The sequence below is a fragment of the uncultured Traorella sp. genome (assembly GCF_944327115.1).
Classification (GTDB): Bacteria; Bacillota_I; Bacilli_A; order Erysipelotrichales; family Erysipelotrichaceae; genus Traorella.
This window is the reverse complement of the sequence record NZ_CALVGS010000007.1, coordinates 1-12854: the sequence shown is the minus strand read 5'-3', so window position 1 is coordinate 12854 and position 12854 is coordinate 1. Positions and strand designations below refer to the sequence as shown.

At 38.9% G+C, this 12854-nt stretch carries 16 protein-coding genes, 1 tRNA gene and 1 riboswitch; of the genes, 16 read left to right on the top strand and 1 reads right to left on the bottom strand.

From position 1 onward, the window contains the following. Positions 1-17: 17 nt before the first annotated feature. The 3 genes from prfA to Q0K35_RS00350 are packed head-to-tail and all read left to right on the top strand — an operon-like array spanning position 18 to position 2234. Positions 18-1088, top strand: a complete 1071-nt coding sequence (gene prfA / locus Q0K35_RS00360) for a peptide chain release factor 1 (protein ID WP_294560549.1) — start codon at positions 18-20, stop codon at positions 1086-1088. A gap of 2 nt (positions 1089-1090) precedes the next feature. Next, positions 1091-1945 (top strand): peptide chain release factor N(5)-glutamine methyltransferase, encoded by an 855-nt coding sequence (prmC, locus tag Q0K35_RS00355; RefSeq protein WP_294560547.1) that lies wholly within the window; start codon positions 1091-1093, stop codon positions 1943-1945. Positions 1946-2003: 58 nt separating this feature from the next. Further along, the gene (locus Q0K35_RS00350; RefSeq protein WP_294560545.1) at positions 2004-2234 is read left to right on the top strand and encodes a DUF6440 family protein; all 231 of its coding nucleotides are present in this window, start codon (positions 2004-2006) and stop codon (positions 2232-2234) included. 127 nt (positions 2235-2361) lie between these two features. On the opposite strand, the gene Q0K35_RS00345 is transcribed toward Q0K35_RS00350, so the two are convergent. Then, positions 2362-2438: transfer RNA gene (locus Q0K35_RS00345), tRNA-Pro, on the bottom strand. 110 nt (positions 2439-2548) lie between these two features. Beyond that, a riboswitch (FMN riboswitch) is annotated at positions 2549-2667 on the top strand. Between the two features lie 81 nt (positions 2668-2748). On the opposite strand from Q0K35_RS00345, the gene Q0K35_RS00340 reads away from it, so the two are divergent. From Q0K35_RS00340 to Q0K35_RS00280, 13 genes are all read left to right on the top strand, one after another. Beyond that, positions 2749-3390, top strand: coding sequence for an ECF transporter S component (locus Q0K35_RS00340; protein ID WP_294560544.1), 642 nt, complete (start codon positions 2749-2751; stop codon positions 3388-3390). A 16-nt stretch (positions 3391-3406) separates the two neighbouring features. Continuing rightward, complete coding sequence (locus tag Q0K35_RS00335; RefSeq protein ID WP_294560542.1) at positions 3407-3862, top strand: pyridoxamine 5'-phosphate oxidase family protein; 456 nt, start codon at positions 3407-3409, stop codon at positions 3860-3862. A gap of 83 nt (positions 3863-3945) precedes the next feature. Next, positions 3946-4323 (top strand): hypothetical protein, encoded by a 378-nt coding sequence (locus Q0K35_RS00330; protein WP_294560540.1) that lies wholly within the window; start codon positions 3946-3948, stop codon positions 4321-4323. A 28-nt stretch (positions 4324-4351) separates the two neighbouring features. Then, positions 4352-4546 (top strand): DUF1146 domain-containing protein, encoded by a 195-nt coding sequence (locus Q0K35_RS00325; protein ID WP_294560538.1) that lies wholly within the window; start codon positions 4352-4354, stop codon positions 4544-4546. A gap of 7 nt (positions 4547-4553) precedes the next feature. Beyond that, on the top strand, positions 4554-5156 hold the full coding sequence (locus Q0K35_RS00320) for a lactate utilization protein (RefSeq protein WP_294560537.1): 603 nt from the start codon (positions 4554-4556) through the stop codon (positions 5154-5156). A 1-nt stretch (position 5157) separates the two neighbouring features. Next, complete coding sequence (locus Q0K35_RS00315; protein ID WP_294560535.1) at positions 5158-5817, top strand: non-canonical purine NTP pyrophosphatase; 660 nt, start codon at positions 5158-5160, stop codon at positions 5815-5817. Beyond that, positions 5814-6290, top strand: coding sequence for a pyridoxamine 5'-phosphate oxidase family protein (locus Q0K35_RS00310; protein ID WP_294560533.1), 477 nt, complete (start codon positions 5814-5816; stop codon positions 6288-6290). The genes Q0K35_RS00315 and Q0K35_RS00310 overlap by 4 nt, the downstream gene beginning before the upstream one ends. Before the next feature lie 91 nt (positions 6291-6381). Further along, positions 6382-6909 carry an HD domain-containing protein gene (locus Q0K35_RS00305; RefSeq protein ID WP_294560531.1) on the top strand — a complete coding sequence of 176 codons (528 nt, stop codon included), beginning with the start codon at positions 6382-6384 and terminating at the stop codon, positions 6907-6909. Between the two features lie 104 nt (positions 6910-7013). Beyond that, positions 7014-7850 (top strand): Cof-type HAD-IIB family hydrolase, encoded by an 837-nt coding sequence (locus Q0K35_RS00300; protein ID WP_294560530.1) that lies wholly within the window; start codon positions 7014-7016, stop codon positions 7848-7850. A 323-nt stretch (positions 7851-8173) separates the two neighbouring features. Beyond that, positions 8174-9958, top strand: a complete 1785-nt coding sequence (locus tag Q0K35_RS00295; protein ID WP_294560528.1) for an ABC transporter ATP-binding protein — start codon at positions 8174-8176, stop codon at positions 9956-9958. Further along, positions 9921-11792, top strand: a complete 1872-nt coding sequence (locus tag Q0K35_RS00290) for an ABC transporter ATP-binding protein (RefSeq protein WP_294560526.1) — start codon at positions 9921-9923, stop codon at positions 11790-11792. Before Q0K35_RS00295 ends, Q0K35_RS00290 begins: the two co-directional genes overlap by 38 nt. Continuing rightward, the gene (locus Q0K35_RS00285; RefSeq protein ID WP_294560524.1) at positions 11779-12288 is read left to right on the top strand and encodes a GNAT family N-acetyltransferase; all 510 of its coding nucleotides are present in this window, start codon (positions 11779-11781) and stop codon (positions 12286-12288) included. Before Q0K35_RS00290 ends, Q0K35_RS00285 begins: the two co-directional genes overlap by 14 nt. A 226-nt stretch (positions 12289-12514) precedes the next feature. Then, a partial coding sequence (locus tag Q0K35_RS00280; protein WP_294560523.1) for a hypothetical protein occupies positions 12515-12854 on the top strand: 340 nt, incomplete at its 3' end.

The following is a 12854-nucleotide window of genomic DNA, read 5'->3' as shown; positions in this document are numbered from 1 at the left end:
AAAAGGAGGGAACATTCATGAATCCAATGATAGAAAGACTTGAAAGCATTGTTTCTCGATATAATGAATTGGGTGAGCTTTTATTAAAGCCTGAAACACTGGCGGATAATCGCTTGATGGCAAAGTATGCCAAGGAACAGGCTTCTTTGACACAGGTCGTTGAAACATATGCGGAATATAAAAAAGTAAATGAAGAATTAGAAGCAGCACATGAGCTGCTTTCAGAAAAAGATGAAGAAATGAAAGAAATGGCGAAGATGGAAATCGAAGAATTGGAGCCTAAGAAAGAAGAGCTTCATCAGAAATTAGAAATCTTACTGATTCCTAAAGATCCGATGGATGAAAACAATGCCATCGTGGAAATTCGTGGAGCAGCCGGCGGTGATGAAGGAAATATTTTTGCGGGTGATTTATTCCGTATGTATAGCCGCTATGCGGAAACAGTCGGCTGGAAGATAGAAGTGATGGAAGAAAGTCCTGCGGAAGCAGGTGGTTTTTCACTGATCAGTTTTATGGTAAAAGGACCGCATGCTTATGGTGCCTTAAAATTTGAAAGTGGCAGTCATCGTGTACAGCGTGTGCCAAAGACCGAATCGGCAGGAAGGATCCATACTTCCACGGCTACGGTACTGGTATCACCGGAAGTCGAAGAGGATGATTTTGATATCGATCCAAATGACCTGGAAATCGAAACCTGCCGTTCAAGCGGAGCAGGCGGACAGCATATCAATAAGACTGATTCTGCCGTTCGTATCGTTCATAAGCCAACAGGCATCGTCGTAAAATGTCAGGATGGCAGAAGCCAGCACGCAAATAAAGAAACAGCCATGCGTCTGATCCGTGCCCGTGTTTATGAAGATCATATGGAAAAAGAAGCGGCTAAGGCCGGTGAAGAGAGAAGAAATAAGATCGGTACGGGAGATCGCAGTGAAAAGATTCGTACCTACAATTATCCTCAAAACCGTGTGACAGATCATCGTATCAACTTTACATTGAATCAGCTGGATCGTGTGATGGAAGGCAAGCTCGGTGATATTCTGGCTGCCTTAGAGGAATATGACCAGAAATTAAAGCTGGCAGGAAAATAAACATGAATTATCGTGAATGTCTGATGAATGCGAAAAAGCAGATGGTGGCAAGAAACCTTTCGGAAAATGCCGCCATGCTTTTGATGATGGAAATCACCGGTAAAGAAAACCATGATCTCTATATGGAATTTGAGGATGAGATCAGTGAAGATATCCTTCAGGAATTTAATGAGAAATTTGCCTTATTGCTGACAGGAGAACCTTTACAGCACATCTTAGGCTATGAGTATTTCTATGGCTATAAATTTATCGTCAATGAAGATGTCTTGATTCCACGTCCTGAAACAGAGGAATTGGTTGCGAATGTTTTGGCTTATTATGATGAATATTTCGCTGGTCAAAAAGTACAGGTATGTGATATCGGTACCGGGAGCGGTGCGATTGCCATCACCCTAAAAAAAGAAGAGGACAGCCTTCAGGTGACAGCCAGTGATATTTCAGAAAAAGCTATTGAAACAGCTGAGAAAAACGCACAAAATCTCAATGTTGATGTAACTTTCTTAGTAGGGGATATGTGTGAACCACTCATCGAAAAGAATATAAAGGTCGATATTCTTGTTTCAAATCCTCCCTATATTCCCATTCATGAGGAAGTGGAACATAGCGTCAAGGATTATGAGCCTCATGTAGCTTTATTTGGCGGTGAAGATGGATTAAAATTTTACCGGATCATCTTTGAAAGAAGTCAGTTTTTATTAAAAGAAAAAAGCATGCTGGCCTTTGAAATGGGTTATGACCAAAAAGAACGTCTAAGCGCATTGGCTAAGCAATATTTTCCAAACAGCCGTATTGAAGTCATCAAAGATATGAGCGGTAAAGACCGCATGTTATTTATCTTTAATCATATAGGAGAGTAATCTCCTTTTTTTGTACATTATGACAATAATGTGAGATTTGTTGATGATGAGGATGAAGATGAGTAAAATATCAAAAGAAATATGGTTCATGAACCATGATTCAGGAGGTAATTTGATGGATCGTTTTAAGAAAACTTATGTGCAGGGAAGTCTTGAAGTATTTGAAATCTGGGTAGATACGGAAACAGGTGTCAATTATATATTTCATAGAAATGGGAATGCCGCCGGCTTTACGCCCCTGCTTGATGAAAACGGACAACCGGTCGTGACACCGATGTCAGACTTGTAGAAGAAACATATTTAAGAGATCATTGCTTTGATCTCTTTTTTTATTCAGACCATTTGTAAGCTTACATATGATATATATCATGAAAAACTGTTATAAAAAAAGCGGAATCTCTCCGCTTTGCTTTTCATGGTCGGGATGACCGGATTTGAACCGACGACCTCTTGTTCCCGAAACAAGCGCACTACCAAGCTGTGCTACATCCCGATTGCTTTATTATTGTACTTCGCTAAGCAAATTTTTTCAATAGTTATTTTAATTTTATTTTAAAGGGGCTTTACAAGTCCTTATAAGAGGAGTATTATAAAAATGCATAAAATAAACTTCAGGGCAGAGTGAAATTCTCTACTGGCGGTATACTCCGCGAACCAAGTAATTGGCCGAATCGGTGAAACTCCGATAGCAACAGTTATAGTCTGGATGAAAGAAGAGTATTTTGTTGTATTCCTAATATAGCAAGTACACGTACCTAGAAGGATATTTTAGGCACGTTTTTCTTTGTGATAGGAGGGATATGATGAATACAAAGAAAATTACTACGATCGGTATTCTTTGTGCCATGGCTGTTGTCATCAATGTACTGGTTCATTTTCCGATGGTGCCGGCTGTTTCCTTTTTGAGCTATGACCCAAAGGATATCGTCATCGTGATCGGTGGTTTTATTTATGGACCGATGGTTTCACTTTTGATGAGCGGTATCACTTCAGTGTTGGAGCTGATGTACCGTGGAGGAACGATCCTGGATGTTGTGATGAACATGGTATCAACTTGTGCTTTTGCTTGTACGGCAGCCTTTATCTATAAGAAGCTGCATACGAAAAAAGGAGCCTTGATCGGTCTGGTATCAGGTGTCATCTGTACGGTGATCATGATGGTGATCTGGAATTATATCGTTACTCCGATCTATTATGGCATGCCAAGAGAAGCGGTCATTGCCATGATGGTACCGGGAATCATTCCGTTTAACCTTTTAAAGAGCGGCTTAAATGCAGGTATCACATTATTTCTATATAAGCCTGTTGTTTCTGCTTTGCGTTATACAAATCTTGTCGATAAAAAGGAAGGTTCAGAAAACAAGTATTTAGGATTCCTGATCCTAGGCTTATTTATTTGCGCAACCGTTATCTTTGCGGTCATGGCCATTCAAGGAATCATATAAGGAAAGGAGTATGTTTATGGAATTTAATGAAGCAAAAAAAATAATGGATCAAAAGTTAGGCGATTGGAAGATCATGGCACTGGCAAGCTGTGTGGATAATTATCCGATGGTTCGCAACGTCAGCTGTATCTTCTATAATGATAAGATCTATTTTAAAACGGATAAGAATTTCCGTAAGACACAACAGCTTTTTCAAAACAACCGGGTAGCAATGTGCTTCAATGGTGTTCAGGTAGAAGGTATTGCGAAAAATCTGGGATTGGTCGTAGATGAAGAAGGACGTACATTTGAAAAGAAATATAAGGAATATCTATGGCAGAGCTATAATGCTTATTCTCATGTCGATACAGAAATCCTGATTGAAGTAACTCCGCAGTTTGTAGAGATCTGGGATGAGGATGAAAATCGCAAGGCTTTCCAGCTTTTCATTGATTTTAATACAAAAGAAGTCACTTATAAACCATACGATTAAGGAAACAAAGCATTTGATGGTCATCATTGAATGCTTTTTGTATATTTTTATATTTTTTGGGGAATATCTAATTAGGTGATCTTATGCGGAAAGTGATTTTATCTGTCTTACTCTGTTTTTTCTTTTTTAGTATGCCTGTGGAATCGAAATCAAAGGATCTTCGTTTTATCATCGTATTTGATTCAAAGGAAACTCAGTTGATCGAGAGAAAAAAGGAAATCGTCGATCTTGTCAATGATATGTTGGATCATGTCAGTGAGAATAGCTTTTATGAATGGCTTGAGGGTGTGGCAGATGAATTAGAAACAGAAAGCAGGAAGGTATATTTTTATAAATCAACCTTGTTTTTTTATCTGGGTGACACCAAGGGAATTAAAATTGAAGGAAGCTTTGTAAGGAATAGCTTTTGTATGGCTGAAGTAAAACCTAAATCTTTTATAAGGAAATGGTTTAACTTTTAGTGTATAATGATGATGTGGAGGTTTTGATATGAATCTGTATAAAATCTTAAGTGTTGTCATTTATTTATTTAGTTTTGCCTTTGCTTTCATTGGACTGAGCAGTATTCAGTTTGAAAAATTCTGTAATGTAAAGAAGCCGGTACAGGTACAGGTGCTTTTATTTGCGTTTTCGATGGGATTAGGTTATCTGATTGCGCAATTTTTAATGATGTTTGTGATGTGAGGTAGTTATGAATATAGAAGAATTAAAAAGAAATTGTGAATTAAATCGTTTTTGCTTTGATTATGTGGAAACCGTTGAAGAATGTCGTGAACTGGTTGGTCAGCTGATTCATGAAGGGGATGTTGTCAGTCATGGCGGAAGCGTCACCTTAAGTGAATGTGGAATCATCGATCTTCTAAGAAGCAGGAAGGATATCACCTATTTGGATCGTGAGAACTGCGAGGATGTACAAAAGCTCTATCGTGAATGTTTTAGCGCAGATGTCTATCTGACAAGCTCAAATGCGATCACTCAAAAGGGTGAATTATATAATGTAGATGGCACCGGTAATCGTGTGGCAGCCATGATATTCGGTCCTAAAAAGGTAATCGTGATCGTAGGGATCAATAAGATCGTTGAAAATATCGAGGATGCAGTTAAAAGGGTCGAAGAAATTGCGGCTGTGAAAAATAATATTCGCTTACATAAAAATAATCCATGCGTACAGGTCGGACACTGTGTACACTGTAATTCTCCGATTAAGATCTGTCGTGAATATACAGTAATTTCAAGCAGCTATACACCTCAGCGGATTCATATCATATGTGTGAATAAGGAACTGGGATATTGATATGAAGATCGTTATAGGCAGTGCTTCTATGGCGAAGAAAAGATATTTTGAAGAGTATTTTAAAGATTACGACTGTGAATTTGTGCTGGGGAAAGATCTGGGAATCGAAGAGCCGGTAGAATATGGGGCGACCTCTTATGAAAATGCACTGATCAAGGCACGTCATTATTCACAAAGAAGCGGTCTTTCGGCCATTGCACTGGACAGCTCGATTCTGTTTTTAGATTATCCTTACGATGATCCCATCCAGGCAGGCTCACATGTGAAAAGTCCGCAGGGAAAAGAATTGAGTCCGATTGAGATGAAAGACTATTATCAGCAGCTGGCTCATGAACATGGCGGAAGGCTTCGCAGTGCATGGGTCGATGCTTATGCACTGGTCGGGGATAATTTTGAATATTGTCGTGATTTTAAAGATGTTTCAGAAGATCAAAGCTTCTATTTGTGTGATGAAAGCCATGAGAAATTCATTGCTTCCCAGCCTTTAGACAGTATCTCAAAAAATCTTGCTGGCGTATTTTACTATGATCTTGATGATATTGATGAAAAAAGTCTTCTGATCAAAGATGAGCATGATCAAAGCAAATATCAATTATTCGTAAGAGAGGTCATTTGTGAGATGGCCGGACTATTAAAATTGAGAAAAAGAGGTAACATATGAAAGAAATGAGACGTTTTAAACAGAAGATGGATGAAAAGGAAATCATAGAGATATTAGATCGTAATACACATGGTGTATTATGTGTGTATGGGTTAGAGGGATATCCGTATCCTATTCCTTTGAGCTATGCACGAGTCAATCAGACATTATATTTTCATTGTGCAAAAAGCGGTCATAAGATTGATGCGATCATAAAAAATCCCAAGGTATCTTTTTGTGTGGTGGATGATGATACGATCGTACCTGAGAAATTTACTACCTATTATAAGAGTGTCATCGTTTATGGAACGGCATTTCTTGTCGATGATGAGGATGAACGCAGAAAAGCCTTTGATGCCTTGGCGGATAAGTATTCTAAGGAGATTGCCCGGCCTCTGAAAGATGAAGAAATACGAAAAGCAGGTCCTGCGGCCTTGATCGTACGCATTGATATCGAACATATGTCAGGAAAAAAAGCGATTGAATATGTTTAAAAGAAATTTTGTCAGACAAAGTGAAGATTCTCAAAATTCCTGTGACATTTATCGACAAAATATGTATAATAGAACATACAGGAGGGATTTGATGCCGGATAAACAGCTTACATTATTTTCTGAAACAGTGCTTCAATTAATGAATGAAGGAAAGCTGCAGGTGATGAAGGATTATATCCAGCATGGCAGCATTACGACCCTGGATCATTCCTTGATGGTGGCTTATTATAGCTGGCGGCTGAATCAACGATTAGGCTTGAAGGCAGATGAAAGCTCATTGATCCGAGGAGCGTTGTTACATGATTACTTTCTATATGACTGGCATGTGGCAGAAAAGTGGCATCGGTTCCATGGATTTCGTCATCCTGCATTTGCACTTAAAAATGCTCGTCAGGATTATCAGTTAAATGAAATTGAAGAAGAAATTATAAAGAAGCATATGTGGCCGCTGACGATCATTCCGCCTACTTGCAGGGAAGCATGGATCGTGAATGCGATGGATACTTTTTCATCTGTTGTTGAAGTTATGATGGAGTATCGTTTATTTTCTGTTTTGAAAAGAAAATGGTATGAACGTTTAGATGAAACGGTTTTTAAAGATTTTAAAAAAATACATTGAAAGAGTGTTGTCTGGCGATGATTTTCATGGCCTGAACAGCACTTTTTATATTGAGCGTTACAAATGAAAAAGAGATGATATAATATATCTGTTTAGGAGGTTGTATGGAACGTAAGGTCATTTTTATTGATGTAGACGGAACGCTTGTGGATTATGAGAATGTTCTTCCTGCAAGCGCAAAAGAAGCAATCGTGAAAGCAAGAAAAAACGGTCATCGTGTTTATATTTGTACGGGAAGAAGTAAAGCAGAAGTCTATGATGAAATTTGGAATATTGGCTTAGATGGGATGATCGGAGCAAATGGTGGCTATATAGAAGATCAAGGACAAGTCATCTTAGATCTGATGCTTACTTATGATGAATGTAAACATATCGTGGACTGGCTGAAAAAGAGAAATCTTGAATTTTATCTGGAAAGTAAAAACGGCTTGTTTGGCAGCGAAAATTTTGAAAAAAGAGGTGAACCTGTCATTCAAGAGTATAGCCGTCGCAAAGGAAAGGATCATGCGGAAACGATGCGTGTCCGCGATGCTTTTCCGGATATGATTTTTGGAGCATGTTTATATCGTGATGATGTTAGTAAGATCAGCTTTATCTTAAACAGTTATCAGGATCATCTTGATTCGATAAAAGCATTTCCTGATTTAAAATGTTCAACATGGGGAGGCAAGGGAGAAATTGCCTTGTTTGGAGATATCGGTGTGAAAGATGTGACAAAGGCTTATGCGATCGAGAAGCTGTTGGAACATATCGGGGCTGATAAAGAGGATACGATCGCTTTTGGTGATGCAAAGGTAGATATACCGATGCTTGAATACTGTCAAATCGGAGTAGCGATGGCTAGTGGCGGAGAAGAAATCAAGGCTATGGCAGATATGGTAACAGATGGCGTGGATGAAGACGGTCTTTATAAGGCTTTTGTCAGGCTGGGTCTGTGTTAGGACTGGTCTAAAAGCTGAAGAATGATTGAAATGTAAATTTTGTATGAAATATCGTATACTCATAATAATTGGAAAAAATAGTCTTGCATTTCAAAATGTTTAATAGTATGATGGAAGAGGCTGTACAAAAGTACACAAGAAAGGAGGTAAACACATGTTCATGTTTAAAGATTTATTTGCGAATGAATTAAATTGTGCTGATACTGAATTTACGAGTGTATTTTTTCGTTGTACGATAGAGGTCAGGACTCATTGACATATCATATCGTAGAAAAATAAAGGTGCACTTGTGTGCACTTTTTTTGTAGTTAAGGGGGGATCATATGAAGGACTTAAAATTTATTATACGGTTTTCTAAACCTCATCAGTTCAAAGTAGCAGCGATCCTGATTGATGTTGTCATCTATGTTGGGGGACTTCTGGCAGCACCGCTGATTCTTTCGTATATGATTGATAATGTGATTCAGGGCATTCCTTTGGAAGAAGGTCTGGTATTGAATATCGTTAATGCTTTGGGTGGGATCGAACATTTGCGTGCGAATCTTTGGATCGGCGGCTTGCTGGTGATCGCAGCTTATGCACTTGTTGGTTTTGGGATCCATCGGAGGGCAAGGAATTGCGGTATCTTATCAGAAACATTTTCAGAGAATGTCCGTAACGAGCTTTATGATCATATGCAGAAGCTTCCGTTTCGCTATCATAAGATGAAGGATAGTGGGGATCTGCTTCAGCGGAGTACCTCTGATATCGATACGATAAGAAGATTTTTGGCCGGTCAGATTTCAGAATTATTATATTCGATCATTATCATTGGATTGAGTGCGGCTGTTTTATTTTCAAGAAATATTACCTTGGCACTCATTGCTTTATGTATGACGCCGCTGACCTTTCTTGCCACGTATATTTTTTATAAGGTATCGAAGAAAGCCTTTCTTGAATGTGATGAAAGTGAAGCCAGAATGATGGCGGTAATTCAGGAAAATCTGAACGGTACACGTATCGTTAAGGCATTTAATCAGGAAATTCATGAAATCGAGAAATTTGAAACAGCAAATGAAGAATTTAGAAATTTGCTTTATCGGATGATTCATGTCTTGGCGATTTATTGGTTCGTGAGTGATCTGATCGGTACGATCCAGATATTCATCATGGTGCTGGCAGGTATCTTTATGGCGATGAATGGTCAGATTACCGTAGGTACTTTTTCAGTGTTTATTTCTTATGAAAGCATGATCATATGGCCGATTCGTCAATTAGGACGTATTATATCGGATATGGGTAAGATCAGTGTTTCGATCAGTCGTATCCAGGAAGTATTGAATGAAGAATGTGAAGACCTGGAAAGTGGCTGTAAACCGGAAATTGTCGGTGATATTGAATTTTCACATGTAAATTTTGCCTATGCAGATGCATCAATCGCAACCCTGCACGATATTTCTTTCCATATCAAGGCTCATACCAAGGTGGCTATCATGGGACCGACGGGCAGCGGTAAAAGCTCTTTGATCCATTTGTTGAATCGTATTTATGATTATGACAGCGGCAGTATTAAGATCGATGGTATTGATATTCGTGATATCAATAAGTCGTGGTTAAGAAAAAATGTACAGATCGTTTTACAGGAACCGTTTTTATATGCAAAGACGATCAAGGATAATATTTCTGTGGCTACTTCATCTTCCTTTGAAGAAATACGCAGTGTGGCAAAGACAGCAAGCATTGATCATGTCATTCAGGAATTCGAACAAGGCTATGATACGGAGGTCGGTGAAAAAGGTGTCACGCTTTCCGGCGGACAGAAACAGCGTGTGGCCATTGCCAGAACATTGATTTTAAAAAGTCCGATCGTTGTCTTTGATGATTCCTTGAGTGCCTTGGATTCTAAAACAGATGCCGCCATTCAAAAAGCTCTGAATGAACTGGATTATCCGGTAACGACGCTCATGATCACACATCGTATCAATTCGGCGAAGAGTGCCGATCAGATCATCGTATTAGATGAAGGACGTGTCGTTCAACAGGGAACCCATGATGAATTGATCCGGCAGGAAGGCATATATAAACGTATCTATGAAATACAAAACGAAGGAGGTGATTCTCTTGAGTAGTATCTTAAAGGAAAAGGAATATACAACAGAAAAGTTTGATCTGGTCTTATGGAAAAAGCTGTTTAAGATATTATGGGAACATAAGAAGCTGGTGATCTGGCTTATCGTCTTTAATATTTTTATTGCTGCCAATGATGTTATCTTTCCTCTTTTAAATCGTAGTGCGATCAATGATTTTGCCATCAATAAAGGAGAAAATGCCAATCTTACGCTTTTCTGCATCATCTATATCGGTATGATTGCTTTTAAATCGTTCTGCCTGTTTTCATTTTTCAAGTATGCAGGACATGTGGAGAGTGATTTTGGAAAGAATCTTCGAAAGAAGTGCTTTGACCATGTACAGCAGTTATCCTTCCCGTATTTTGACCGTACAGCCAACGGGTGGATCATGGCAAGAATTTCATCGGATTGCAGCAGGATCGCCGAAACCTTGGCATGGAGCTTTGTTGATTTGATTTGGGGTGCTTTTTTGATCGTTGAACTGACGATCGTCATGCTGGTCATTGATTGGAAGATGGCACTTGCGGTTTTGGTGATCGTACCGATCTTATTTGTCGTTTCTTTGTATTTTCAAAAAAGGATCCTGCGGGAACAAAGGGCGACCCGTAAGGCGAACTCCTTAGTAACGGCCGGTTTTTCAGAAAGCATCAATGGTGCAAAGACGACGAAGACTTTGGGCGTAGAAGAAAGAAATTTTGAAGAGTTTATGGAAAAGACGCATTCTTTTAAGATGCATTCCCTAAAAGCAGTTTATCTGAATTCTATCTTTCAGCCGATCGTCTTTTTATTGGCAGCTTTAGTCATTGCGATGCTGATGACGATTGGCGGACAGGAAGTCTTATTAGGGACGATTGAGTTTGGTACGCTTTCATTGTTCATCAATTATGCTGATCTTTTCTTTGAACCGCTTAAACAGATAGCGAGGATCATGAGCGAGGTTCAGGTAGCACAGGCAAATGGGGAACGTATCATATCGCTGATTGAAGAACCGATCGAAATACAGGATCGTGCGGATGTCATTGAAAAATATGGAACATTATTAGCACCGAAGGTTGAAATTTATGAGGAATTGAAAGGGGATATTGATTTTAACCATGTTGATTTCTACTATAATGAAAATGAACCGGTATTACGTGATTTTGATCTTCATGTCAAACAGGGAAGCATGGTTGCCCTGGTAGGTGAAACCGGAAGCGGAAAGAGTACGATCGTTAATCTTTTGTGTCGTTTCTATGAGCCTAAAAAAGGTGAGATATGGATCGATGGTCATAATGTGCAGGATCGCAGCATCGGCTGGCTTCATTCCAATATCGGTTATGTCCTGCAGTCACCTTCGCTTTTTTCCGGAACGATCTTAGATAATATTCGCTTTGGGAAGCCTGAGGCAAGCAAAGAGGAAGTGGTTGCGGTAGCCAAGCTGATTCATGCACATGAGTTTATCATGAAGATGGAAAAAGGGTATGAGAGTCAGGTAGGTGAAGGCGGAGATCTGCTTTCAACGGGTGAAAAGCAATTGATTTCATTCGCCAGAGCGCTGTTATCAGATCCGCGAATCGTAATTCTTGATGAAGCAACAAGCAGCATTGATACGGAAAGTGAAAAGCTGATCCAGCATGCGATCGTGACCTTATTGAAGGATAGAACGAGCTTTGTTGTGGCACACCGTCTTTCTACGATCGTTGATGCCGATGTGATATTGGTATTGGATCATGGAAGAATCATGGAAAAGGGTACACATAGTGAATTAATGAAACTTAAGGGCATGTATTATGAATTGTTTACCTCACAGGCAATCGCCGAAAAAACGCAGGAGGTCTTACATGAAGAAGAATAGCATAGAAGTAAAGTTAAAACACTATGCCGATGAATATGAAGATGAAGTATTGAAGGATATTATTTCTTTTTGGAAGACTCATAATTGTGAACCTTCCAAAGAGGAAGCTTCAGAGGATCTGAAGCATTGGACAAGTAAAGGACATTTGCTGTTTCTTATTTTTGCGGATGACTATATGTGCGGCTTTGTTCATTTAGGAAGCCGGGGTGCGAAAATCGACTGGCTGGAGGATATTTTCGTACGAGCAGAGTATCGCGGCAAGGGCATTGGTTCTCAAGCGATTGAATGGATATGGGAATATATTCGTAGGCAAGGATTGGAAACTCTTTATTTAGAGGTTGTCCCGGCGAATATCGAAGCCATTCGTCTATATCATAAATTAGGCTTCACCAATCTGAATACATTGACGCTGAACCGGTCCGTAAAGAAAAAAGAAATGATAGGTGAAGAAACGATATATGGCTTTATCTTTAAAACATATTTGCCGAATAAGTGATGAACTGATCTTATAGAAAAAGACAAGCCTTAGGGTATTGTCTTTTTTTATATATTAGGAAATTTCAATTTTGATGGGCAGAAAGATAATGAAAGAGAATGAAAAAAGTTAAGTATATTTTATGTTTTGATATTATGTGTTATTAATTTGAAATTATAATATCATTATAGTTACTATTGTGATATAATATCTGTGTGAATACTCTTTTTTCTATCAAGGAGGCATCATGAAAGTCTTTTCTCTTTCCAACCGTTTCTATTACCGTGAATTTCCTGATCTGAAGAACATCGTTCTTCATGATCTGAGAGTCTATAACCGTGTTCTTCATAAGGCCTATAAATATCTTTACGATCGTGCCTATAAGGGAGCCTCGTTCAAGGACTGCGAGCTTCATCAGCTTCTTAAAAAGCAGTTTCATCTCAGTGACTATATCCCTCTGTCTGCCACCCATGAAGCCAAGGCCTTGTTAAAAGCGAATGCTTCCTTGAATAACAATCTTATCAGGAAAACAGACAAGAGAATGAAGAGGATCAAAATGAAGATCAAAGAAAAGGAAACAAAATTAG

Coding starts and splice junctions, on each gene's coding strand:
- prfA (WP_294560549.1), top strand. CDS start 18: ATGAATCCAATGATAGAAAGACTTGAAAGCATTGTTTCTCGATATAAT.
- prmC (WP_294560547.1), top strand. CDS start 1,091: ATGAATTATCGTGAATGTCTGATGAATGCGAAAAAGCAGATGGTGGCA.
- Q0K35_RS00350 (WP_294560545.1), top strand. CDS start 2,004: ATGAGTAAAATATCAAAAGAAATATGGTTCATGAACCATGATTCAGGA.
- Q0K35_RS00340 (WP_294560544.1), top strand. CDS start 2,749: ATGAATACAAAGAAAATTACTACGATCGGTATTCTTTGTGCCATGGCT.
- Q0K35_RS00335 (WP_294560542.1), top strand. CDS start 3,407: ATGGAATTTAATGAAGCAAAAAAAATAATGGATCAAAAGTTAGGCGAT.
- Q0K35_RS00330 (WP_294560540.1), top strand. CDS start 3,946: ATGCGGAAAGTGATTTTATCTGTCTTACTCTGTTTTTTCTTTTTTAGT.
- Q0K35_RS00325 (WP_294560538.1), top strand. CDS start 4,352: ATGAATCTGTATAAAATCTTAAGTGTTGTCATTTATTTATTTAGTTTT.
- Q0K35_RS00320 (WP_294560537.1), top strand. CDS start 4,554: ATGAATATAGAAGAATTAAAAAGAAATTGTGAATTAAATCGTTTTTGC.
- Q0K35_RS00315 (WP_294560535.1), top strand. CDS start 5,158: ATGAAGATCGTTATAGGCAGTGCTTCTATGGCGAAGAAAAGATATTTT.
- Q0K35_RS00310 (WP_294560533.1), top strand. CDS start 5,814: ATGAAAGAAATGAGACGTTTTAAACAGAAGATGGATGAAAAGGAAATC.
- Q0K35_RS00305 (WP_294560531.1), top strand. CDS start 6,382: ATGCCGGATAAACAGCTTACATTATTTTCTGAAACAGTGCTTCAATTA.
- Q0K35_RS00300 (WP_294560530.1), top strand. CDS start 7,014: ATGGAACGTAAGGTCATTTTTATTGATGTAGACGGAACGCTTGTGGAT.
- Q0K35_RS00295 (WP_294560528.1), top strand. CDS start 8,174: ATGAAGGACTTAAAATTTATTATACGGTTTTCTAAACCTCATCAGTTC.
- Q0K35_RS00290 (WP_294560526.1), top strand. CDS start 9,921: ATGAAATACAAAACGAAGGAGGTGATTCTCTTGAGTAGTATCTTAAAG.
- Q0K35_RS00285 (WP_294560524.1), top strand. CDS start 11,779: ATGAAGAAGAATAGCATAGAAGTAAAGTTAAAACACTATGCCGATGAA.